The following is a 22,140-nucleotide window of genomic DNA, read 5'->3' on the forward strand; positions in this document are numbered from 1 at the left end:
GTGCGTCAGACTGGTCTCCGGCACATCAGCCGACGACGAAGGCCAGCAGGGCGAGCCAGCAACAGCAGGAGGCGGTTTCCGGTGAAGATCCGGGTGGAGCGCGATGTACTCGCGGAGGCAGTGGCCTGGACGGCCCGCAGCCTTCCGGCCCGTCCGCCGGTGCCCGTCCTCGCGGGCATCCTGCTGAAGGCGGAGGAAGGCGCTCTCAGCCTCTCCGGCTTCGACTACGAGGTCTCGGCCCGCGTCTCCGTCGAGGCCGACGTGGAGGACGACGGCACGGTCCTGGTCTCCGGCCGCCTCCTCGCCGACATCTGCCGCGCTCTCCCCAATCGCCCTGTGGAGATCTCCAGCGACGGTGTGCGCGTGACCGTCGTCTGCGGCTCGTCGCGCTTCACCCTTCACACACTGCCTGTGGAGGAGTACCCGGCGCTGCCTCAGATGCCGACCGCCACCGGCACCGTCCCCGGTGAGGTCTTCGCCGCCGCCGCCGCCCAGGTCGCCATCGCGGCCGGCCGGGACGACACCCTGCCGGTGCTCACCGGTGTGCGCATCGAGATCGAGGGCGACACCGTCACGCTGGCCTCCACCGACCGCTACCGCTTCGCGGTCCGCGAGTTCCTGTGGAAGCCGGAGACGCCGGACGTCTCGGCCGTCGCGCTGGTCCCCGCCAAGACGCTGCTCGACACCGCCAAGTCCCTGACCAGCGGCGACACGGTCGCCCTGGCGCTGTCCGGCTCGGGTGCGGGCGAGGGGCTGATCGGCTTCGAGGGCGCCGGGCGCCGTACGACCACCCGGCTGCTCGAAGGTGACCTGCCGAAGTACCGCACGCTCTTCCCGACCGAGTTCAACTCCGTCGCCGTGATCGAGACCGCCCCCTTCGTGGAGGCCGTCAAGCGTGTGGCGCTGGTCGCCGAGCGGAACACCCCGGTGCGGCTCAGCTTCGAGCAGGGCGTGCTGATCCTGGAGGCCGGTTCCAGCGACGACGCACAGGCTGTGGAGCGCGTCGACGCGCAGCTCGACGGGGACGACATCTCCATCGCCTTCAACCCGACGTTCCTGCTCGACGGGCTCAGCGCGATCGACTCCCCGGTCGCCCAGCTGTCGTTCACCACGTCGACGAAGCCCGCTCTGCTCAGCGGCAAGCCCGCGATGGACGCCGAGGCGGACGACGCGTACAAGTACCTGATCATGCCGGTCCGGCTGAGCGGCTGAGCGGCCGAAGACCGAGCGGATGAGCAGGTGTAGCCAACATCTGTGCGGACACTCGCGGGCGTAGGCTCGGTCCCAGGTACGAAAACCGCACTGACTACGGCATAAGGATCACTGATGGAGCTCGGTCTCGTCGGCCTCGGCAAGATGGGCGGCAATATGCGCGAGCGCATTCGCCGCGCAGGCCACACCGTCATCGGATACGACCGCAACCCGGACGTCGCCGATGTTCACAGCCTCGGCGAACTGGTGAGCAAGCTCAAGGGTCCGCGAGTGGTATGGATCATGGTTCCGGCCGGTGCCGCCACCCAGACCACCATCGACGAGCTGGCCGAACTCCTGTCGCCCGGCGATGTCGTCGTGGACGGCGGCAACTCCCGCTGGACGGACGACGAGAAGCACGCCGAGGAGCTGAAGGCCAAGGGCATCGGCTTCGTCGACTGCGGTGTCTCCGGCGGCGTCTGGGGCCTGGAGAACGGCTACGCGCTGATGTACGGCGGCACCGCCGAGCACGTCGCCCAGGTCCAGCCGATCTTCGACGCGCTCAAGCCCGAGGGGACCGCCGGCGCCGTCCACGCGGGCAAGGTCGGCGCGGGCCACTTCGCCAAGATGGTCCACAACGGCATCGAGTACGCGATGATGCAGGCGTACGCCGAGGGCTGGGAGCTGCTGCAGGCCGTGGACTCGGTGACCGACGTCCGCGAGGTGTTCCGCTCCTGGCAGGAGGGCACCGTCATCCGCTCCTGGCTGCTGGACCTGGCGGTCCGCGCCCTGGACGACGACGAGCAGCTGTCCCGCTTGCGCGGATACGCCGAGGACTCGGGCGAGGGCCGCTGGACCGTGGAGGCCGCGATCGACAACGCGGTGCCGCTGCCCGCCATCACGGCGTCCCTGTTCGCCCGCTTCGCCTCGCGTCAGGACGACTCCCCGCAGATGAAGATGATCGCCGCGCTGCGTAATCAGTTCGGCGGTCACGCGGTCGAGAACACCAAGTAAGCGGCCCCACAGGGGTGTAGTACTGCCGGGGGAGGTCGGCGCAGCCCACCATGCACGTCACGCATCTGTCGCTCGCCGACTTCCGCTCGTACGCCCGGGCCGAGGTCGCCCTGGGCCCGGGCGTCACCGCCTTCGTCGGGCCCAACGGCCAGGGCAAGACCAATCTGGTCGAGGCCGTCGGCTATCTCGCCACCCTCGGCAGTCACCGCGTCTCCTCGGACGCCCCGATGGTGCGCATGGGGGCCGAGCGGGCGGTCGTCCGGGCCGCGGTGGTCCAGGGGGACCGGCAGCAGCTGGTCGAGCTGGAGCTCAACCCCGGCAAGGCCAACCGCGCCCGGATCAACCGGTCCTCGCAGGTCAGACCGCGCGATGTGCTCGGCATCCTGCGCACGGTGCTGTTCGCGCCCGAGGATCTGGCCCTGGTCAAGGGCGACCCGGGTGAGCGCCGCCGCTTCCTCGACGAGCTGATCACCGCCCGCGCGCCGCGCATGGCCGGGGTCCGCTCGGACTACGACCGGGTGCTCAAGCAGCGCAACAGCCTGCTGAAGACGGCCGCGTTGGCCCGGCGGCACGGCTCGCGCGGCGGAAGCGGCGGCGACGCGGCGCTGTCCACCCTCGACGTCTGGGACCAGCACCTGGCCCGGACCGGCGCCGAACTGCTCGCCCAGCGCTTCGACCTGATCTCCGTGCTGCAGCCGCTCGCCGACAAGGCGTACGAGCAGCTGGCCCCGGGCGGCGGCCCGGTCCTGCTGGAGTACCGCGGTTCGGCCGGTGAGGACCTGACCGCGGCCGGCAGCCGCGACGAGCTGTACGAGCGGCTGATGGCCGCCCTGGCCGACGCGCGCAAGCAGGAGATCGAGCGCGGCGTCACGCTGGTGGGGCCGCATCGGGACGATCTCGTCCTCAAGCTCGGGCGGCTTCCGGCCAAGGGCTACGCGAGCCATGGCGAGTCCTGGTCGTACGCCCTCGCGCTGCGTCTCGCCTCGTACGACCTGCTGCGCGCGGAGGGCGCCGAACCGGTGCTGGTGCTGGACGACGTCTTCGCCGAGCTGGACGCCCGGCGCCGGGAGCGGCTGGCCGAGCTGGTCGTCCCCGGTGAGCAGGTGCTGGTCACGGCGGCCGTGGAGGAGGACGTCCCGGAGGTGCTGGCGGGCGTGCGCTACGCGGTGGCCGAGGGCGAGGTGCGGCGGGTATGACGGACCCCAAGGCCCCCGAGCCCTCGGGCGTCGATCTGGCGCGCGTCGCGCTGCGCGCCGCCAAGGAGCAGGCGCGGGCCCGCGGAGCGGCCGCCCAGCAGAAGAAGCAGGCGCGTCGAGGGGGCTTGCGCTCCGGCGCGCGCGCCGATGGGCGCGATCCGCTTCCGCTGGGGACGGCGATCAACCGGCTGATCACCGAGCGGGGCTGGGAGGCACCGGCGGCGGTCGGCGGGGTGATGGGCCGCTGGCCCCAGATGGTCGGCCCGGAAGTCGCCCAGCACTGTGAGCCGCAGCGGTACGACGAGGACGCCCGGGTGCTGACCGTGCGCTGCGACTCCACGGCGTGGGCGACCCAGCTTCGGCTGCTCGCACCGCAGCTGGTGGCCCGGCTCAACGCCGACCTGGGGCAGGGCACGGTGCGGTTGATCAAGGTGCTGGGCCCGGGCGGACCGCCCCGGCGCTACGGTCCGCTGCGCTCCCCCGGCAGCACGGGACCGGGCGACACCTACGGCTGACCGGGCGCCCCGGGAGCCCGTGAGGAGCCGCCCCGGGGCCCGTATGGACGCCTGAGCACAGGGTGACGGCTGAGACCCCGGTCACGGTCGCCGGTGGTTGACAGCCCGAAGCGCTGAGTGGCGGTGTGAGCCTCCTGGAGCCCGTCCCCGCATATGGGGAGTCGCTGGCGACCGGTTCAGGGCGGCACATGCGGACTCAGGCGCCAGCAAGCCCCCATTCTTGTCGGCGCTACCGGTAGACTGGGCGAGTACACCGTCGCCGCTGGCGCACCGAGCGCTTGCGGACACATGTTGAACGACGCAGCCGCTCCTGCCTGCCCGGAGACGGCATGTGCTGTGCCAGAAAGGGCGCTTCGTGGCCGATTCCGGCAACCCCATCGAAAACATCACGTCCACCCCCGACGGCGAGGCTCTGGCTCCGCCGTCGTACGACGCCAGTGCGATCACCGTCCTGGAGGGGCTGGACGCGGTCCGCAAGCGACCCGGTATGTACATCGGTTCCACCGGTGAGCGCGGCCTGCACCACCTGGTCCAGGAAGTCGTCGACAACTCCGTCGACGAGGCCATGGCCGGTCACGCGGACACCATCGACGTGACGATCCTTCCCGACGGCGGCGTCCGCGTCGTCGACAACGGCCGCGGGATCCCGGTGGGCATCGTCCCCTCGGAGGGGAAGCCGGCCGTGGAGGTCGTGCTGACCGTCCTGCACGCGGGCGGCAAGTTCGGCGGCGGCGGCTATGCCGTCTCCGGTGGTCTGCACGGCGTCGGCGTCTCCGTCGTCAACGCTCTGTCGTCGAAGGTCTCGGTCGAGGTCAAGACGGACGGATACCGCTGGACCCAGGACTACAAGACCGGGGTGCCCACCGCGCCGCTGGCCCGGAACGAGGCCACGGACGAGACCGGCACGACGGTCACCTTCTGGGCCGACGGGGACATCTTCGAGACCACCGAGTACTCGTTCGAGACGCTGTCCCGGCGCTTCCAGGAGATGGCGTTCCTGAACAAGGGACTGTCGATCTCGCTGAAGGACGAGCGCGAGGCCCATGTGGACGAGGAGGGCAACCCGCTCTCCGTGAAGTACCACTACGAGGGCGGCATCGTCGACTTCGTCACGTACCTCAACTCCCGCAAGGGCGAGCTGGTCCACCCCACGGTGATCGGCTTCGAGGCCGAGGACAAGGAGCGGCTGCTCTCCCTCGAGATCGCGATGCAGTGGAACACCCAGTACTCCGAGGGTGTCTACAGCTTCGCGAACACCATCCACACCCATGAGGGCGGTACGCACGAGGAGGGCTTCCGGGCCGCGCTGACGTACCTGATCAACAAGTACGCGCGCGACAGGAAGCTGCTCCGCGAGAAGGACGACAACCTCACCGGTGAGGACATCCGCGAGGGCCTGACCGCGATCATCTCGGTCAAGCTGGGCGAGCCGCAGTTCGAGGGCCAGACGAAGACGAAGCTGGGCAACACCGAGGCGAAGACCTTCGTCCAGAAGATCGTCAACGAGTATCTGGCCGACTGGCTGGACCGGAACCCCAACGAGGCCGCGGACATCATCCGCAAGGGGATCCAGGCGGCGACGGCCCGGGTGGCGGCCCGCAAGGCGCGCGACCTGACCCGCCGCAAGGGGCTGCTGGAGACCGCGTCGCTGCCGGGCAAGCTGAGCGACTGCCAGTCCAACGACCCGGCGAAGTGCGAGATCTTCATCGTCGAGGGTGACTCCGCCGGTGGTTCGGCCAAGTCCGGCCGTGACCCGCAGTACCAGGCGATCCTTCCGATCCGGGGCAAGATCCTCAACGTCGAGAAGGCCCGGGTCGACAAGATCCTCCAGAACAACGAGGTCCAGGCGCTGATCTCGGCCTTCGGCACCGGTGTGCACGAGGACTTCGACATCGCCAAGCTCCGCTATCACAAGATCATCCTGATGGCGGACGCCGATGTCGACGGCCAGCACATCAACACCCTGCTGCTGACGTTCCTCTTCCGCTTCATGCGTCCGCTGGTCGAGGCCGGGCACGTCTTCCTCTCCCGCCCCCCGCTCTACAAGATCAAGTGGGGCCGGGACGACTTCGAGTACGCGTACTCGGACCGGGAGCGGGACGCCCTGATCCAGGTGGGCCGCGAGCAGGGCAAGCGCATCAAGGACGACTCGGTGCAGCGCTTCAAGGGTCTGGGCGAGATGAACGCCGAGGAGCTGCGCGTGACCACCATGGATCTCGACTCCCGGGTCCTCGGCCAGGTCACGCTGGACGACGCGGCGCAGGCCGACGACCTGTTCTCGGTCCTGATGGGCGAGGACGTCGAGGCACGGCGCTCGTTCATCCAGCGCAACGCCAAGGATGTCCGCTTCCTCGACATCTGAGTCGGCCACCCGCAGCCGCAGACGACAGAAGGACTTGACCAGCAATGGCCGACGAGAACAACCCGACCACGCCCGACGAACTCGCCTCGGGCGCCGCCATGCGCATCGAGGCGGTCGGCCTCGAGACCGAGATGCAGCGCTCGTACCTCGACTACGCGATGAGCGTCATCGTGAGCCGTGCGCTGCCCGACGTCCGGGACGGCCTCAAGCCGGTGCACCGGCGCGTGCTGTACGCGATGTACGACGGCGGATACCGCCCCGAGAAGGGCTTCTACAAGTGCGCCCGCGTCGTCGGCGACGTGATGGGGACGTACCACCCGCACGGTGACTCGTCCATCTACGACGCCCTCGTGCGGCTGGCCCAGTCGTGGTCCATGCGCATGCCGCTGGTCGACTCCAACGGCAACTTCGGCTCCCCGGGCAACGACCCCGCGGCGGCCATGCGGTACACCGAGTGCAAGATGGCCCCGCTGGCCATGGAGATGCTCCGGGACATCGACGAGGAGACCGTCGATTTCCAGGACAACTACGACGGCCGTAACCAGGAGCCGACGGTCCTCCCGGCCCGGTTCCCGAACCTGCTGGTCAACGGCTCGGCGGGGATCGCGGTGGGTATGGCCACCAACATCCCGCCGCACAATCTGCGCGAGGTCGCCGAGGGCGCCCAGTGGTTCCTGGCGAACCCGGAGGCGACCCCGGAGGAGCTGCTCGACGCCCTGATCGACCGGATCAAGGGCCCGGACTTCCCGACCGGCGCGCTGGTCGTGGGCCGCAAGGGCATCGAGGAGGCGTACCGCACCGGCCGTGGCTCGATCACGATGCGCGCGGTCGTCGAGGTCGAGGAGATCCAGGGCCGGCAGTGCCTGGTGGTCACGGAGCTGCCGTACCAGGTCAACCCGGACAACCTGGCGCAGAAGATCGCCGACCTGGTGAAGGACGGCAGGATCGGCGGCATCGCGGACGTCCGCGACGAGACCTCGTCGCGCACCGGCCAGCGCCTGGTCATCGTCCTCAAGCGGGACGCGGTCGCCAAGGTCGTCCTCAACAACCTCTACAAGCACACCGATCTGCAGACGAACTTCGGCGCCAACATGCTGGCGCTGGTCGACGGCGTGCCGCGGACCCTGTCGCTGGACGCGTTCATCCGGCACTGGGTCACCCACCAGATCGAGGTCATCGTCCGCCGGACCCGCTTCCGGCTGCGCAAGGCCGAGGAGCGGGCGCACATCCTGCGCGGCCTGCTCAAGGCGCTGGACGCGATCGACGAGGTCATCGCGCTGATCCGGCGCAGCGACACGGTCGACACCGCGCGCGGCGGCCTGATGGACCTGCTGGAGATCGACGAGATCCAGGCGAACGCGATCCTGGAGATGCAGCTGCGGCGGCTGGCCGCCCTGGAGCGTCAGAAGATCATCCAGGAGCACGACGAGCTGCAGGCGAAGATCGACCAGTACAACGCGATCCTCGCCTCGCCCGAGCGGCAGCGGCAGATCATCAGCGAGGAACTGACCGCGCTCGTCGAGAAGTTCGGCGACGACCGGCGCTCCAAGCTGGTCCCCTTCGACGGCGACATGTCCATCGAGGACCTGATCGCCGAGGAGGACATCGTCGTCACGATCACCCGTGGCGGCTATCTGAAGCGCACCAAGACCGAGGACTACCGCTCGCAGAAGCGCGGCGGCAAGGGCGTGCGCGGGACGAAGCTGAAGCAGGACGACATCGTCGACCACTTCTTCGTCTCGACCACCCACCACTGGCTGCTGTTCTTCACCAACAAGGGCCGGGTCTACCGGGCGAAGGCGTACGAACTCCCGGACGCGGGCCGGGAGGCGCGCGGCCAGCACGTCGCGAACCTGCTGGCGTTCCAGCCCGACGAGCAGATCGCCCGGATCCTGGCGATCCGGGACTACGAGGCGGTGCCGTATCTGGTGCTGGCCACCAAGTCGGGTCTGGTGAAGAAGACGCCGCTGAAGGATTACGATTCGCCGCGCTCCGGCGGTGTGATCGCCATCAATCTCCGTGAGATGGCAGACGGCCGCGAGGACGAGCTGATCGGCGCCGAGCTGGTCTCCGCCGAGGACGATCTGCTGCTGATCAGCAAGAAGGCGCAGTCGATCCGGTTCACGGCGACCGACGAGTCGCTGCGGCCGATGGGGCGCGCGACCTCGGGCGTGAAGGGCATGAGCTTCCGCGAGGACGACGAGCTGCTCTCGATGAATGTCGTCCGGCCCGGTACGTTCGTGTTCACCGCCACCGACGGTGGGTACGCGAAGCGTTCGAACGTCGACGAGTACCGCGTCCAGGGTCGCGGCGGCCTCGGAATCAAGGCCGCCAAGATCGTGGAGGACCGGGGTTCGCTGGTCGGGGCGCTGGTGGTCGAGGAGAGCGACGAGATCCTCGCCATCACGCTCGGCGGCGGTGTGATCCGTACACGGGTCAGCGAGGTCAGGGAGACGGGCCGTGACACCATGGGCGTCCAACTGATCAACCTGGGCAAGCGCGATGCCGTCGTCGGCATCGCCCGGAACGCCGAGGCCGGTCGTGAGGCTGAAGAGGTCGAGGACGTCATCGAGACCGCGATCGAGGCAGCCGAGGAGGCCGCGTCCGAGGCGGCCGGGGGCAGGACGTCCCCGGCCGATGAGACGACCGAGGAGTAAGTCGTGAGTGGAGCCACGGGCGGAGCGGGTGGCGGCACGGGAGCCGAAGGGCGTCCGGGATCGAAGACCCCGCCCTCCGCGGGCGGTGCGTCCGCCGCGCAAGACGCCCGTGGCCCCGCCGCCGACTCCCGGGACGGAGCGGACTCCGGGAGCACGGTGACGGACACCCGGAAGCTGCGTCCCGTGCCCGCGTCGGATCCCCAGCCCGAGCGGCACACGTCGAGCCCGCTGCCCAGTGAGCGGGCCGCCCAGCCGCAGCCCGAGCGGCCGTACCACCCGCCGCAGGCCTACGCCCCGCCGCCCGGCGGCGGCGCGGCCACGGCCGGGCGCGGCACCTCCGCGCAGCCCGCCGTGCCCGGGCAGCAGCCCCACGGGGCGGCGGCGCGCCGTCCGGGCACGGGCGCCGGCGGCGCGCCCGCCGCGCGTCCGGCGCCGCGTACGCGCAAGGCGCGGCTGCGGGTCGCGAAGGTCGACCCGTGGTCGGTCATGAAGGTCAGCTTCCTGCTCGCGATCGCGCTCGGGATCTGCACGGTGGTCGCGGCGTCGGTGCTGTGGATGGTCATGGACGCCATGGGCGTCTTCAGCGCGGTGGGCGGGACCATCAGCGAGGCGACGGAGGGACAGCAGGGCGGTGGCTTCGACCTGCAGTCGTTCCTGTCGCTTCCCCGCGTCATGACGTTCACCTCGGTGATAGCCGTGATCAACGTGGTGCTGGCCACCGCGCTGGCCACGCTGGGCGCGTTCATCTACAACCTGTCGTCGGGCTTCGTGGGCGGCGTGGAGCTGACGCTCGCGGAGGACGAGTAGCCGAGCGGGGCGGCCGCGGTTACCGATTTTGGTACTGGGCTGGTGGTGCGCTAATCTTTCGGTGCAGCGCGGGGCTATAGCTCAGACGGTTAGAGCGCTTCCCTGATAAGGAAGAGGCCACAGGTTCAAGTCCTGTTAGCCCCACCGGCACGATCAGCCTGGACGGAGATTCTCCGTCCAGGCTGATTCATTTGGGGCTGATTCATCTGGGTGCCCGGGAGTTGATGACCGGATACCGCCCGCCCGATGCCGGGCATAGGTCACCGAACGGTATCGGTCGGTGTGTATCATCGGGCGCCAGAGGTCCCCTACGTCAAGAAAGAGACGAGGTAGCGCGGTGAAGAAGCTTCTCCTGGTCGCACTGGCCGCCATCGGCGGGCTCCTCGTGTACCGCCAGATCCAGGCGGATCGCGCCGAGCAGGATCTGTGGACGGAGGCGACCGACTCCGTGCCCGCAGGTTCGGGTGTGTGACCCCCACAGTCCCGTTACGAGGGCCCCGATCGCTGCAGCGGTCGGGGCCCTCGTCTTTACTCTCGCAAATGAATCGCTTGCATAAGTAAATGTGACGTGCTGGTCGACCGGTGTGACGACCGGTATGACGAGGGGGGACGCGATGAAGCACCGCAGCAGGGACAGGGCCGGTCTCACCGCGGTGACGGCGCTGTGCGCCGTGGCGACGATGGCGGCGCAGATCCCGGTCGCGGCCGCCGACAGCCCCGCGGGGGCCCGGGAGTACCGGGTCCAGGGCACCCCGGTGCAGGGCTCCGGGAGCGGCGCGGACGCCCCGTCGCTGAGACCCGGCCGGACGTACGCGGACAGCCTCGGGCCCGGCGAGAAGCGGTTCTACGGCGTCGACCTCGACGCGAAGTCCACCGCCTACGTTTCGGCGGTCGCCGCGCCCCGGCCGGGCGCGGGCGTCGTCTCCTACCGCGACGGCGTCACGGTGACGCTGAAGAACCCCGCGGGCGGTGTCTGCGGCACGGTCCCCCGACGGATCGAGATGAAGGGGGTCGCCTATCCCCTCGCCGACTACGTCACCCGGCAGACCGGCTCGGGCTCGGTGGCGTCCTGCCGCACGGCGGGCCGGTATCTGGTCACCGTGGAGCGCCAGGCGGGCTCCGCGGACCCCGACAGCTGGCCGCTGGAGTTGCGGCTGATGGTGGAGCCGCCGGTGAAGGGCGGCTCCACGGGCCCGGCTCCGGAGGGCACTTGGCACGCCAAGCCGCCCCAGCCGCCGTCCGGCGGTCCCAGGCCGCGCCAGGGCGGGCGGGGGTTCTCCGACGCGCCGCTGATGTCCACAGGGGTGTGGCGGGACGACTTCGAGCCGGGGGAGACGCACTTCTACCGGGTGCCGGTCGACTGGGGACAGCAGATATCCGCCATCGCCGAACTCCCCGCCGACGCGGCGGACAAGAGCACCGGTGCGCTCGGCCAGGCGGTGGCCATGCGCGCCTACAACCCGGCGCGGGGGCTGGCCAAGCGGGGCACCGCCCTGGCCCAGGAGGGGGAGCGGCCGCGGACCGAGGTCAGCACCGCCCCGGCGGCGTACGGGAACCGGTACGCGAAGTCCGACTACTCGGTGCGCGCCATGAGCCTCACCGGCGGGTACTACCTGGCGGTCACGCTCAATCCCCCGAATGTGGAACCCCACTTGGACGGTACGGTCCCGGTGACGTTGCGGGTACGGGTCGCGGGGCAGGCCCGTGGTGGCCCGGCCTACGACGGGAACGCGGTCAAGGCGGGCTTCGGGCTCACGGACGCCGAGAGGCGGGAGGCCCGCAAGGCGGGGTCGCCGCTCCAGCCCGAGTCCATGGGCCGCCGCCCGGGCTCCGAGGACCGCGACACGCTCCAGGCGGTGGCCTACACGAGCTTCGGGACGGGTTCGCTCCTGCTGATCGGGCTGGGCGTGTGGATCCTGACCGCCCGGCGCCGCACGGCGGCAGAGGGCCTGCGGGGAGGTCCGGGGGGAGATCCGGACGTGGCGGACCCGACGACCGGACAGCACCGGTACGGGCCGCCGCCCGCCTGGTAGTTCGGCCTGCTGCCTTCGGTTTCGGCCTGCTGTCTCAGCCCGCGGCGACCAGGGCCCACGCCCCCACGGCGAAGCACAGCACCGCGACGATCAGGATCGAGAGCGTCGTTTTCCGGGACGGTCCCCGCCGCCGTGCGGCGGCGGGTGGAACCCGGGGGCTCTGAGCGGTGTATGCACGGGTGAGGGGGTAATCACGCGGCGTCGGCAGGGGCGCGGCGGCCGGCACGGGCGTGGGAGTGGGGGTAGACGTATGCAGGTGCGCGGGCTGGGGCGATGGGCTCCGCCGGCCGGGCTGTGGGCCCTGTGGCTGGTGTACGGGCGGATGGGGCGGCTGCCGGAGCGGGGCCGCGGTCGACGGGGTCGGCGGCTGTTGCGGGGGCTGCGGGTGCGGTGTCTGCGGGTGCGGTGTCCGCGGCTGCTGGGGCGGTGGTGTGTGCGGGGGTGGCGTCCGGGGAGGCGCCGGGGGAGGCGATATCTGCGGAGGTGGCGTTCGCGGTTGCGGCGTCGGGGGCTGTGCGGTGTGGGGATGCGGCGTCCGTGGCTGCGGCGGCGGGAGCGTGAAGCTGCCGGTATCCGACATCGAGGTCTGGGCGGGCGGCTTGGCGGCGGGCTCGTTGGCCGGCCCGGCAGCGGGGCCGGTGGCGGGTCCGGCGGATTGGCCGGAATCGCTGGACCGGCCGGGCTCGGCGGGTCCGGCAGGTCCGGCGGCGGGCGGCGCGGGGCGCGTCGCCGCACCGATGTCCTCGGGAGGGTCGGCCTTCGCATGGCGGCGCCCCGGCCGGGCCGGGCCGTTCGGGCCGAATCCGGTCGGCAGCGGTCCGAGATGGTCGAAGACCTCGATCACCTCGTCGTCGAGATCGCCCTCGGGCAGCATCTCGACGGCCGACAGGAGCGCCTTGCGCGCCCCCGTGGCGGAACGGAACCGGTCCTCCGGGTCCGGCTGCAGCAGCCCGGCGATCACCTGCCACAGCGGCTCGGGTACGCCTTCGGGAGCGTGCGGCACACCGTGCTCGCCGAACAGCTTCACGATCGCTTCCCCGTCGGGCTTGTGCCCGCGGAGCAGATACAGCGCCACCAGGCCGACCGCGAACAGGTCGGCCGGGAAGTCCGGCTCCTCGCCCATCATCTGCTCGGGTGCGAAGTAACCGGGGGTGCCCATCACGTAGTTGGCCTCGGTGAGGCGGGGCTCGCCCTTGGTGAGCGCGATGCCGAAGTCTCCCAGCCGGACATGGGGCCGGCCCGTTCCGGTGGACTCCAGCAGGATGTTCGCGGGCTTGATGTCCCGGTGGACCACGCCCTCCTCGTGGACGGCGGCCAGCCCGGAGAGCAACTGGTCCAGCAGGGTGCACACATAGCGGGGTGGCAGGGGACCGTAGTCGCCGATGAGGTGTGCGAACGAGCCGCCGGCCACCAGGTCCATGGTGAACAGCACCTTGTCGTCGTCCGCCGCCCAGCTCGCCGGTGCCAGTACGTGGGGGTGGTCGATCCGCAGGGCCTGCTCCCGTACGAAGCGCAGCAGCGTATGCGCGTCCCGCTGCTGAAGCACCTTCGCCGCGACGTAACGGCGCCGGCGATGGTCCCAGACCCGCCATACGGCGCCCACGCCCCCGCGTCCGATCGGGTCCACCAGTTCGTACCGGCCCGCGAAGATCTCACCCATCGCGCCGTGCCCGCCCCGTCATCGACTCGTCAGCAGTCCATCAGCCCGTCAGCTCTGGTGCGCCTCGTAGTGCGCGACCGCCTCGGCGGTCCGCCCGGCGCCGTACACACGGAGGAACTCTGCCAGTTCGGGGTGGGTGTGGGTGAGGGAATCCGCCGCATCGATGATGTCCCCGGCGGCGGCCACGGACCGCAGCAGCGACTGGATTTCGCGGACCACGCGCCGTACGGTCGGGGCCCCTGTGCTGGCGGCGGTCTGGGTGGAGTTGAGGACCGACCCACCGGCGGTCTTCTTGATCTCCTCCATGCGCTCCGCGGCCTCGGCGGCGCTGACCCGGCCGTCCGCCGCCTGACTGGAGAGTTCCTGGAGCGCCTGCACCCGCTGGACCACCGCCGGATTGCCGATCTTGGCGCGCTGGCCGCTCATGAGCTGCGACAGCATCGGCGCGGAGAGTCCGAGGATGGCGGCCAGGCGTGCCTGGTTGAGACCGAGGTCGTCGATGAGACGGCGAAACAGCGCCCCCAGCGGCTCCCCGTACCAACTACGCTGCAGCTCTCGTGCGCGCGCGGTGGCATCCTGCTGTGTTGCGTCCATCTCGCTCTCCCCTTCGCTTCGCTGCCGCGAATCTTGCGTGGCATCCTACGGAGAGCGGTACCCGCGAGCGATACCCGGTCGGGAAAGGCCCCCGGTACCGGGTATCCTGATCGGCGAAGGGGCCTTAGCTCAGTTGGTAGAGCGCCGTCTTTGCATGGCGGATGTCAGGAGTTCGACTCTCCTAGGCTCCACTTTATGAGAGGTCTCCTGACCTGCAAAAACGCAGGCCAGGAGACCTCTTTTCGTGTGGCTGGGACCTCGCGCGGGGGCGGAAGCGGGCGGCGCGTACCCCCGCGGGAACCATCGGGGTCGTCCGCTCGCGGGTGATGCGCGGACGTGGCCGATTTCTCGTGTGGCCCGTGGCGCGCCGCCGATGCGGCCGATGTCCGTGTCGGAGATCACCCGGCACGGGGCGGGGGTGAGGCGCCCGCGGCCGCCGTCGCGGCGGGCGGGGCGGTCAGGGAGCAGCCGCTGTTCCGCGATCTGGCGCCGCGCGATGTGGTGCCCCATCAGGTGACAGTCCCGGGCGCCGGGATCGATGCGCCGGGACATGCGCTTCGAGGGTGTCGCACCACGGCGGCGATCGCCGGCTGGGCCACCAGTACGAAACGCGAGGAGAGTTCGCGTTCGTGTACGGAGGCGTTGCGATAGGGGACGAGAAGGGGGTGGAGGGCGTCGAGGAAGGCGTCAGGCGCTTCTGCAACCGATTCGGTGTTGCCGCTCCTGGTGTTGGCCCGCGCAACACCTCCCCGATGCCCCACCCTGTCTCACAACTCGGGCAAGCCGCCCGGGAATCGTCTGATCGGCGCGAGTCGCCGCACAGGGGGACGCAATGGGTGAGCTGCATCCGCTGGGGGAGAACCTGCCCGAGGAGTGCCGGGCGTTCGCCGTGGAGCTGAGGAAGCTCTTCGACGGGCTGGGGGTTTCGGTGCGCCGGTACGCCGCACGCAGGTTCCGGGATCCCAGTACGATCTCGCGCTATCTCAGCGGGACGAGAGTCCCGCCGTGGGAGTTCGTGATCGATCTATTGGCGGACCTCGCGGAGTGCCGGGGCTCCGCGGCCACCCCGGCCGCCATCGAGGTGGTGCGGGAGCTGCACCGGTCCGCGGTGCGCACCAGCGGCTCCCCGGGGCACGCCCTGGAGATCCTGCAGATCCAGCTGGCCGACGCCGACCGGGAGGCGCGGCGCTCCAGCGCGAAGGAGGACGTGCTGGGCGAGGCGCTGCTCGACCTCCGGCACCGCATCGCCGACCTGGAGGTGCGGCTGAGCCAGACCGAGGCGGCCTGGGCGGCGGAGCGGGCCCGCGCCGATGCCCTGGAGATGACGTCCCCGGATCACCAGGAGCTGGTGAAGGAGCGGGACCTGCTGCGGCAGGAGGTGCACCGGCTCACCGAGGAGCTGGAGGACGTACGGCAGCGGGGGCGGCTGGCCGAGGACCGCTGTCAGATGCTGGAGCGGCAGCTCGCCATGGTGGAGTCACAGCGGACGTCGGCGGTCCGGCCGCAGGACGAGGAGCCCGTCGTCCTCGCGGGGCCGGTCGTGCCGGGGCCGTGCGCCGGGCCGCGGCCCAAGATCCTGGTCGTCGACGACCAGCAGAACAACCTGCTGGCCATGGAGGCGGTGCTGGCCACCCTCGACCAGGAGCTGGTGACCGCGACCTCCGGGCAGGAGGCGCTGAAGGCGCTGCTGGACCACGACGACTTCGCGGTGATCCTGCTGGATGTCCAGATGCCCGAGATGGACGGCTACGAGACGGCCGCCCACATCAAGCGGCGCCCGCGCAACCGGGACGTGCCGATCATCTTCCTGACCGCGATGGGCGCCGATCCGGAACACTCCTCGCGCGGCTACGCGGCGGGGGCGGTGGACTACATGGCGAAGCCCTTCGACCCCTGGGCGCTGCGGGCCAAGGTGTCGGTCTTCACCGAGATCTTCCTGGAGCGGCGCCGCTACGGCGGACGGGAGGGCCGGGAGTAGTCGTCGAAGGGGCCGAGGGGCGGAAGGACCCCGTGGTCCTCCGCCCCTCGGGCCCTTCCGTCCCGGTCGGGTGCGACGGGTGCGACGAGGGCGTCAGCGCTGTTCGTCGTCCTTCCCGGACTCGGACTCGGCCTGCTTGGCCTGCACCTCGGGGTCGAGGGTGGACTGGTCGCTGCCGTCCACCGCGGCCAGCCGCTCGCGGTCGCCCACCTCGGTCGCCGCCGGGGGCTCGACCAGCCAGTCGGGGTTGGCCTGCCGGTCCCACCACTTCCAGGCGGCGAAGGCACCGGCGCCCACCAGGCCGATGAAGGTGGCCCGCTTGGCGACGCGGCCCATGCGGGCCCGGCGGCTGCGCTTGCGGGCGAGCTTCTCGATGTCGGCCGCCGTCACATGGGTGCGCAGTGCCGCGACGGCCGCGCCCGCACGGGTGACCGCCTCCTCGCGCACCGGCCCGGCGGCCGCGCGCGCTCCGGCGACCGCGTGCTCGACGCGCGGCCCGGTGTAGTCGGCGGCCTGCCGCGCGGCCTTGCGGGTCCGCTTGGCGGCGCGGACGGCGGCCGCGTCCACCTTGGGCGGCAGGGTGCCCCTGGCCTGGTTGAGCCGGGGCGCGACATGCGCGTGGTACTGGCTGCCCGCGGTGCAGCGGGCCTGGTGCGCGGCGTGGGAAACCTTCGGCGCCAGCCGTACGCGAGCCTCGTGCGCGTAATGCGTGGCGGTGTCCTTGGCCGTGCCGGCGTAGGGCGCCACCGCCTCCGCGGCGTGCAGGACGCTGTCCTTCGCGGTGCCGGTCGCGGCTCGCACGCTGTCAATGCGGGTCACGGGATCCTCCTCCTCGGTGGCGTGGTGATGCTCCGGGGTGCAGAGTGCTGAGCTGCATGTGCGCAGTTTCGTGTTTCCATCCCACGAAAGATCATGCCTGTTTGTGGAGATCATGCCCGTTCGCAGCACGCGCGGCATGCGTGAACCGGCATCCGGGTCATACGGAAGATTCTCCCGGAAAACGCGCGGAATGGCGCGCCGCGAGCGCCCTGGACGGCTACTCGTCGCACTCGGGTCCGTGCGAGGATCAGGGCAAGGAAGCGAAAACGATGGAAGGTAGATCGTGGCCGAGCAGCTGTACGCCACCCTCAAGACGAACAACGGCGACATCGTGGTCCGGCTGCTGCCGAACCACGCCCCCAAGACCGTGAAGAACTTCGTGGAGCTCGCCGAGGGCACTCGCGAGTGGACCCACCCGGCCACCGGCAAGAAGGCCGCGGAAAAGCTCTACGACGGCACCGTCTTCCACCGCGTGATCAGCGGTTTCATGATCCAGGGCGGTGACCCGCTGGGCAACGGCACCGGCGGCCCCGGCTACGAGTTCGGTGACGAGTTCCACCCGGACCTGGCCTTCAACAAGCCGTACCTGCTGGCCATGGCCAACGCCGGCCCGGGCACCAACGGCTCGCAGTTCTTCCTCACGGTCGCCCCGACCACCTGGCTGACCGGCAAGCACACCATCTTCGGCGAGGTCGTCGACGAGGACAGCAAGAAGGTCATCGACACCATCGCGGGTGCCGCGACCAACCCGCGCACCGACCGCCCGCTCCAGGACGTCGTGATCGAGTCCGTCGTCGTGGAGACCCGCGAGGGCTGAACCCCGCACGGGAACTCCGCGCCCCGCTTGTCCGTGTGAACAAGCGGGGCGGGGGAACGCGCGCAAGTCTGCGGACAGGGGGCGAAGGGACACCATGGAGGACCAGGCGGTCTGCTGTTACCGGCACCCGCAGCGGGAGACCGGCATCAGCTGTACCCGCTGTGAGCGCCCGATCTGTCCGGAGTGCATGATCAGCGCCTCGGTCGGGTTCCACTGCCCGGAGTGCGTGCGCGGCGGCGCGTCCGCCTCCGCCTCCGGCGAGCCCTCCGGGCCCCCGCGGCGCGCGGCCGAGCCGCGCACCATAGCCGGCGGCGCGTACACCGCCGACCCACGGCTGATCACCAAGATCCTGATCGGCCTCAACATCGCCGTCTGGCTGGCGGTGCTGGGCACCGGCGACCGGCTGGTGAACGCCTTCGACCTGGTCGGCCGGGCCTACAACCCGGGCACGGCCGACATCGTGGGCGTCGCCGAGGGGCAGTGGTACCGGCTGCTGACCGCGGTCTTCCTGCACCAGGAGCCGATGCACATCGCCTTCAACATGCTGTCCCTGTGGTGGATCGGCGCCCCGTTGGAGGCCGCGCTCGGCCGCGCCCGCTACCTCACGCTCTATCTGCTCTCGGGGCTCGGCGGCAGCGCGCTGTCGTATCTGCTCGCCGCGCAGAACCAGCCCTCGCTCGGCGCCTCCGGCGCGGTCTTCGGCCTGCTCGGCGCCACCGCCGTCCTGATGCGCCGGCTCAACTACGACATGCGCCCCGTCATCGCGCTGCTCGTGCTGAACCTCATCTTCACCTTCGGCTGGTCCGGGATCGCCTGGCAGGCGCACGTCGGCGGCCTGGTCGTCGGCACGGCCGTGGCGTACGCCATGGTGCACGCGCCGCGGGAGCGGCGCGCCCTGGTGCAGCGGGGGGCCTGTGCCGTGATGCTGCTCGCGATCGTCGCGACGGTGTGGGTCCGTACGCTCCAGCTCACCGGCTGACCGTCCAGCCGGAGGCCCCGCACGGTCGTGGGCGGCCTCGAACGGGGGTGGGTTCGGTCAGTTGTCCACAGCACGTGGTAGATCTTGCGCGGCCTGTGGAGAACATCTGTGCGTTACCGCACTGACCTGCGTTTTCGCAGGAAGACGCAGGTGTGAGCGATCGAACACGACCGTTCCACCGGTCACACCGGCGTCAATGCGGCAGAGGTTATCCACAGATCTTCTGAGTTTTCCCCGCCTGTGGATAACCCTGTGGACAGGCGCTCTGCACGGGCCCTGCGGAGTGGATCTACTTCCACTGGGTGGAGACGACGAACCCCGCGGCGATGAAGCCGAAGCCGACCACGATGTTCCAGTTGCCCAGGGACTTGACCGGCATGTCCCCCGTCGTCACGTAGAAGAGGACGATCCAGGCGAGGCCGATGAGGAACATCGCCAGCATCAGCGGGGCCACCCAGCGGCGGCCACTGGTCAGGCTGATGCTGGTTGCCTGCTTCGCCGGCGGCGGCGTGAAATCGTCCTTCTTGCGGATCCGTGACTTCGGCACGAGGAACTCTCCTGTCGATGCGCTGCGTGACCGCGCGGGGATGTGTACGGACGGCGCCGGGGCGGGACGGTGAAGGGGACCACTTCCCTCCCCCACACGTCAGTTAGCGTAGTCCTTCCGCGGCGTCGTAAGGAGTAAGGGTACGTTGAGCAATTCCGCTGACTCCCCCACCCCGGCGTCCCGCCGTCCCGCGTTCCGGCCGGTCCGGCTGCTGACCGGAGCGGTCTTCGCACTGGCCGGGATCATCTTCTGGACCAGCTTCAACACGGCCCAGGGCACCGACATCCGCAGCGACGAATCGATGCTGCGGCTGTCCGACCTCATCCAGGAACGCAGCCGCAAGAACGGCGCGCTCGACGAGAGCGCCGCCAGGACGCGCGCCGACGTCGACGCCCTCGCCCGCCGCGACAACGGCAGCACCAAGGCCGAGCAGCGCAAGCTGGAGGGGCTGGAGAAGACCGCGGGCACCCGGGGGCTCAGCGGCCCCGGCCTCACCGTCACGCTCACCGACGCCCCGCCGAACGCCACCCCCCAGATCCCCGGCGTGCCCGACCCGCAGCCCAACGACCTCGTCATCCACCAGCAGGACCTGCAGGCCGTGGTCAACGCGCTGTGGCAGGGCGGCGCCAAGGGGATCAAGGTGATGGACCAGCGGCTGATCTCCACCAGCGCCGTGCGCTGCGTCGGCAACACCCTGATCCTCCAGGGCCAGGTCTACTCCCCGCCCTACAAGATCACCGCCGTGGGTGACCGGGAGCGGCTGACCACCGCGCTCACCGCCTCCCCCGCCATCCAGAACTACCGCTCCTACGTCGAGGCGTACGGCCTCGGCTGGAAAGTCGACCAGCACGACACGGTGACTCTTCCCGGCTACTCCGGCACAGTGGATCTGCACCAGGCACAGCCCGTCCCGTAGCCGCGCGCCGATGGGGGGCCGATGAGGATCCGGCTGGTCGTCAGGACGCTCAGTGAGCTGTGCGTCACCGCCGGCACCCTGATCCTCCTCTTCGTCGTCTACCTCCTGTACTGGACCGGCGTCCGCGCCGACCGGGCCATGGACGGTGAGATCGACCACCTCCAGGACCGCTGGGCCGCCGGACCCGTCGCCGCGGCCGAGCGGCCCGCGCCACGGCCGCGCCCCTACGAGAGCGGCGGATCCTTCGCGATCATGTACATCCCGCGGTTCGGCGCCGACTGGGCCAAACCGGTCCTCCAGGGCACCGCCACCGCCACCCTGCGCAAAGGGCTGGGACACTACGCGAACACCGCCCGCCTCGGCGCCACGGGCAACTTCGCCGTCGCCGGGCACCGCCGCACCTACGGCGACCCCTTCAAGGACTTCCCCCGGCTGCGCCCCGGCGACGCGGTGGTGCTGTCCGACGGCACCACCTGGTACACGTACCGCATCACCACACGGCCCTACCGCACCCTCCCGGCCGACGTCGGAGTCCTCGACCCGGTGCCGCGCGCGTCCGGCTTCCGCGGCCCCGGGCGCTATCTGACGCTCACGACCTGTGAGCCGGAGTGGGGGCACAGCCACCGGCTGATCGCCTGGGCGCACCTCGACGCGACCCAATCGGTTGCCCAAGGCAAGCCCAAGGCTTTGTACAGCTGACCCTCCGGCCCCACCCCCGGACCTTTACTCTGGTCCTGCACTCCGGTGCTGCAAACGACTTCGTCATCGGCGAGTAGGGATGGCATGTACGGCTGGATCTGGCGGCATCTGCCGGGTAACGCATGGGTGCGGGCGGCGATTTCGCTCGTGCTCGTGCTGGCGATCGTGTTCGTGCTCTTCCAGTACGTCTTCCCGTGGGCGGAGCCGCTGCTGCCGTTCAACGACGTGACGGTCGACCAGGGAATGGCGGGTCCCCGATGAGCGCGCGCGTCCTGGTCGTCGACAACTACGACAGCTTCGTCTTCAACCTCGTCCAGTACCTCTACCAGCTCGGCGCCGAGTGCGAGGTCGTGCGGAACGACGAGGTCTCCCTCGCGCACGCCCAGGACGGCTTCGACGGCGTGCTGCTCTCCCCCGGCCCCGGCACCCCCGAGAAGGCGGGCGTCTGCGTCGACATGGTGCGACACTGCGCGGACACCGGGGTGCCGGTGTTCGGCGTCTGCCTGGGGATGCAGTCCATGGCCGTCGCCTACGGCGGCGTCGTCGGCCGCGCCCCGGAGCTGCTGCACGGCAAGACCTCGCTGGTGACCCACGAGGGCGCGGGCGTCTTCAGCGGGCTGCCGTCGCCCTTCACCGCCACCCGCTACCACTCCCTCGCCGTCGAACGGGACACCGTTCCGGACGCGTTGGAGATCACCGCCTGGACGGAGACGGGCATCGCCATGGGGCTGCGCCACCGCGAACTGCGGATCGAGGGCGTCCAGTTCCATCCCGAGTCCGTCCTCACCGAATGGGGCCACCGCATGCTCGCCAACTGGCTGGTGGAGTGCGGCGACACGGACGCGATAGAGCGGTCGGCGGGGCTCGCCCCGGTGGTCGGGGCGGTCGGCGGCAAGGCCGTCGGGTGACCGCACCGCGCCCCGGGCCCGAGGGCGCGGCCCAGGGCGCCCCGGAATCCGCCGAGGGCGCCGCACCGGCCCCCGAGCCGCGCCCCACCGGGCGGCGCCGCCGCGCCCGCCCGGCGGCCGGGGACGAGCGCCCCGAGGAGGCGGCCGCAGCGCCCACGGGGCGGCGGCGCGCCCGCTCGGCCGCGCCGGGCCCCGGCGGGGCCGCGAGCGTGACGGAGACGGCCGTCCTGACCCCGGTGAACCCGGCCGCTCCGGAGACGCCCGCGGCGACGCCCACGGCGGCTCCGGAGGCGGCTCCCGAGGCTGCTCCCGCCGGGAACGAGCAGACGATGGAGCTGCGGGTGGGGGCCCCCCCGGCGGCGCCCCCCCCCCCCCCCGCGGTTCCGGGGGGGGGGGTGGGGGCCCGGCGTGCGCCCGGCGGCCGCGGGGCGCCCCCCCGGGGGGCGCC

The 22,140-nt window shown here is 70.8% G+C and carries 20 protein-coding genes and 2 tRNA genes; 18 read left to right on the plus strand and 4 right to left on the minus strand.

Features of this window, described 5'->3' with window-relative positions:
- Positions 1 to 81 precede the first annotated feature (81 nt).
- From dnaN to ABZ562_RS13070, 10 genes are all read left to right on the plus strand, one after another.
- A complete protein-coding gene (gene dnaN / locus ABZ562_RS13025; RefSeq protein WP_361477388.1) occupies positions 82 to 1,212 on the plus strand; it encodes a DNA polymerase III subunit beta in 1,131 nt (376 codons plus the stop codon).
- A 114-nt stretch (positions 1,213 to 1,326) separates the two neighbouring features.
- Positions 1,327 to 2,205 (plus strand): phosphogluconate dehydrogenase (NAD(+)-dependent, decarboxylating), encoded by an 879-nt coding sequence (gnd, locus tag ABZ562_RS13030; protein ID WP_361477391.1) that lies wholly within the window; start codon positions 1,327 to 1,329, stop codon positions 2,203 to 2,205.
- Between the two features lie 50 nt (positions 2,206 to 2,255).
- Complete coding sequence (recF, locus tag ABZ562_RS13035) at positions 2,256 to 3,401, plus strand: DNA replication/repair protein RecF (protein WP_361477394.1); 1,146 nt, start codon at positions 2,256 to 2,258, stop codon at positions 3,399 to 3,401.
- Positions 3,398 to 3,916, plus strand: a complete 519-nt coding sequence (locus ABZ562_RS13040; protein WP_361477397.1) for a DciA family protein — start codon at positions 3,398 to 3,400, stop codon at positions 3,914 to 3,916. The genes recF and ABZ562_RS13040 overlap by 4 nt, the downstream gene beginning before the upstream one ends.
- Before the next feature lie 331 nt (positions 3,917 to 4,247).
- Positions 4,248 to 6,278 carry a DNA topoisomerase (ATP-hydrolyzing) subunit B gene (gene gyrB / locus ABZ562_RS13045; RefSeq protein ID WP_361477400.1) on the plus strand — a complete coding sequence of 677 codons (2,031 nt, stop codon included), beginning with the start codon at positions 4,248 to 4,250 and terminating at the stop codon, positions 6,276 to 6,278.
- 44 nt (positions 6,279 to 6,322) lie between these two features.
- A complete protein-coding gene (gyrA, locus tag ABZ562_RS13050) occupies positions 6,323 to 8,935 on the plus strand; it encodes a DNA gyrase subunit A (protein ID WP_361477403.1) in 2,613 nt (870 codons plus the stop codon).
- Positions 8,936 to 9,118: 183 nt separating this feature from the next.
- A complete protein-coding gene (locus tag ABZ562_RS13055; protein WP_361477445.1) occupies positions 9,119 to 9,742 on the plus strand; it encodes a DUF3566 domain-containing protein in 624 nt (207 codons plus the stop codon).
- A 70-nt stretch (positions 9,743 to 9,812) separates the two neighbouring features.
- Positions 9,813 to 9,886 (plus strand) — tRNA-Ile (locus ABZ562_RS13060).
- Positions 9,887 to 10,079: 193 nt separating this feature from the next.
- Positions 10,080 to 10,214: a DLW-39 family protein gene (locus tag ABZ562_RS13065; RefSeq protein WP_003958712.1), complete on the plus strand. Its 135-nt coding sequence runs from the start codon at positions 10,080 to 10,082 to the stop codon at positions 10,212 to 10,214.
- 142 nt (positions 10,215 to 10,356) lie between these two features.
- Positions 10,357 to 11,775 (plus strand): hypothetical protein, encoded by a 1,419-nt coding sequence (locus ABZ562_RS13070; RefSeq protein ID WP_361477406.1) that lies wholly within the window; start codon positions 10,357 to 10,359, stop codon positions 11,773 to 11,775.
- 34 nt (positions 11,776 to 11,809) lie between these two features.
- On the opposite strand, the gene ABZ562_RS13075 is transcribed toward ABZ562_RS13070, so the two are convergent.
- Positions 11,810 to 13,435: a serine/threonine-protein kinase gene (locus tag ABZ562_RS13075; protein ID WP_361477409.1), complete on the minus strand. Its 1,626-nt coding sequence runs from the start codon at positions 13,433 to 13,435 to the stop codon at positions 11,810 to 11,812.
- Positions 13,436 to 13,483: 48 nt separating this feature from the next.
- Positions 13,484 to 14,029, minus strand: coding sequence for a DNA-binding protein (locus ABZ562_RS13080; protein ID WP_055545925.1), 546 nt, complete (start codon positions 14,027 to 14,029; stop codon positions 13,484 to 13,486).
- 118 nt (positions 14,030 to 14,147) lie between these two features.
- Between ABZ562_RS13080 and ABZ562_RS13085 the strand changes: the two genes are divergently transcribed.
- Together ABZ562_RS13085 and ABZ562_RS13090 are read left to right on the plus strand one after the other, a co-directional pair.
- Positions 14,148 to 14,220, plus strand: a tRNA-Ala gene (locus tag ABZ562_RS13085).
- A gap of 641 nt (positions 14,221 to 14,861) precedes the next feature.
- Positions 14,862 to 16,007, plus strand: a complete 1,146-nt coding sequence (locus ABZ562_RS13090; protein WP_361477413.1) for a response regulator — start codon at positions 14,862 to 14,864, stop codon at positions 16,005 to 16,007.
- A 93-nt stretch (positions 16,008 to 16,100) separates the two neighbouring features.
- Here ABZ562_RS13090 and ABZ562_RS13095 read toward each other — a convergent pair whose 3' ends face one another.
- Positions 16,101 to 16,826 carry a DUF5324 family protein gene (locus ABZ562_RS13095; protein ID WP_361477416.1) on the minus strand — a complete coding sequence of 242 codons (726 nt, stop codon included), beginning with the start codon at positions 16,824 to 16,826 and terminating at the stop codon, positions 16,101 to 16,103.
- 283 nt (positions 16,827 to 17,109) lie between these two features.
- On the opposite strand from ABZ562_RS13095, the gene ABZ562_RS13100 reads away from it, so the two are divergent.
- Positions 17,110 to 17,643, plus strand: a complete 534-nt coding sequence (locus ABZ562_RS13100; protein WP_361477419.1) for a peptidylprolyl isomerase — start codon at positions 17,110 to 17,112, stop codon at positions 17,641 to 17,643.
- A 94-nt stretch (positions 17,644 to 17,737) separates the two neighbouring features.
- A complete protein-coding gene (locus ABZ562_RS13105; protein ID WP_361477422.1) occupies positions 17,738 to 18,622 on the plus strand; it encodes a rhomboid family intramembrane serine protease in 885 nt (294 codons plus the stop codon).
- 289 nt (positions 18,623 to 18,911) lie between these two features.
- On the opposite strand, the gene crgA is transcribed toward ABZ562_RS13105, so the two are convergent.
- Positions 18,912 to 19,169 carry a cell division protein CrgA gene (gene crgA, locus ABZ562_RS13110; RefSeq protein ID WP_055545915.1) on the minus strand — a complete coding sequence of 86 codons (258 nt, stop codon included), beginning with the start codon at positions 19,167 to 19,169 and terminating at the stop codon, positions 18,912 to 18,914.
- A 145-nt stretch (positions 19,170 to 19,314) separates the two neighbouring features.
- On the opposite strand from crgA, the gene ABZ562_RS13115 reads away from it, so the two are divergent.
- The 4 genes from ABZ562_RS13115 (at position 19,315) to ABZ562_RS13130 (ending at position 21,692) form a co-directional block, all read left to right on the plus strand.
- Positions 19,315 to 20,085, plus strand: a complete 771-nt coding sequence (locus ABZ562_RS13115; RefSeq protein WP_361477424.1) for a DUF881 domain-containing protein — start codon at positions 19,315 to 19,317, stop codon at positions 20,083 to 20,085.
- Between the two features lie 21 nt (positions 20,086 to 20,106).
- Positions 20,107 to 20,784 carry a class E sortase gene (locus tag ABZ562_RS13120; RefSeq protein WP_361477427.1) on the plus strand — a complete coding sequence of 226 codons (678 nt, stop codon included), beginning with the start codon at positions 20,107 to 20,109 and terminating at the stop codon, positions 20,782 to 20,784.
- Between the two features lie 84 nt (positions 20,785 to 20,868).
- Positions 20,869 to 21,045 (plus strand): hypothetical protein, encoded by a 177-nt coding sequence (locus tag ABZ562_RS13125; protein WP_039938336.1) that lies wholly within the window; start codon positions 20,869 to 20,871, stop codon positions 21,043 to 21,045.
- Entirely contained in the window at positions 21,042 to 21,692 is a 651-nt protein-coding gene (locus ABZ562_RS13130) for an aminodeoxychorismate/anthranilate synthase component II (RefSeq protein WP_361477430.1), read from the plus strand. Before ABZ562_RS13125 ends, ABZ562_RS13130 begins: the two co-directional genes overlap by 4 nt.
- Positions 21,693 to 22,140 lie beyond the last annotated feature (448 nt).

Origin of the sequence: Streptomyces sp. NPDC019937 (assembly GCF_040631655.1) — a bacterium.
In the GTDB taxonomy this organism is placed as follows: Bacteria; Actinomycetota; Actinomycetes; order Streptomycetales; family Streptomycetaceae; genus Streptomyces.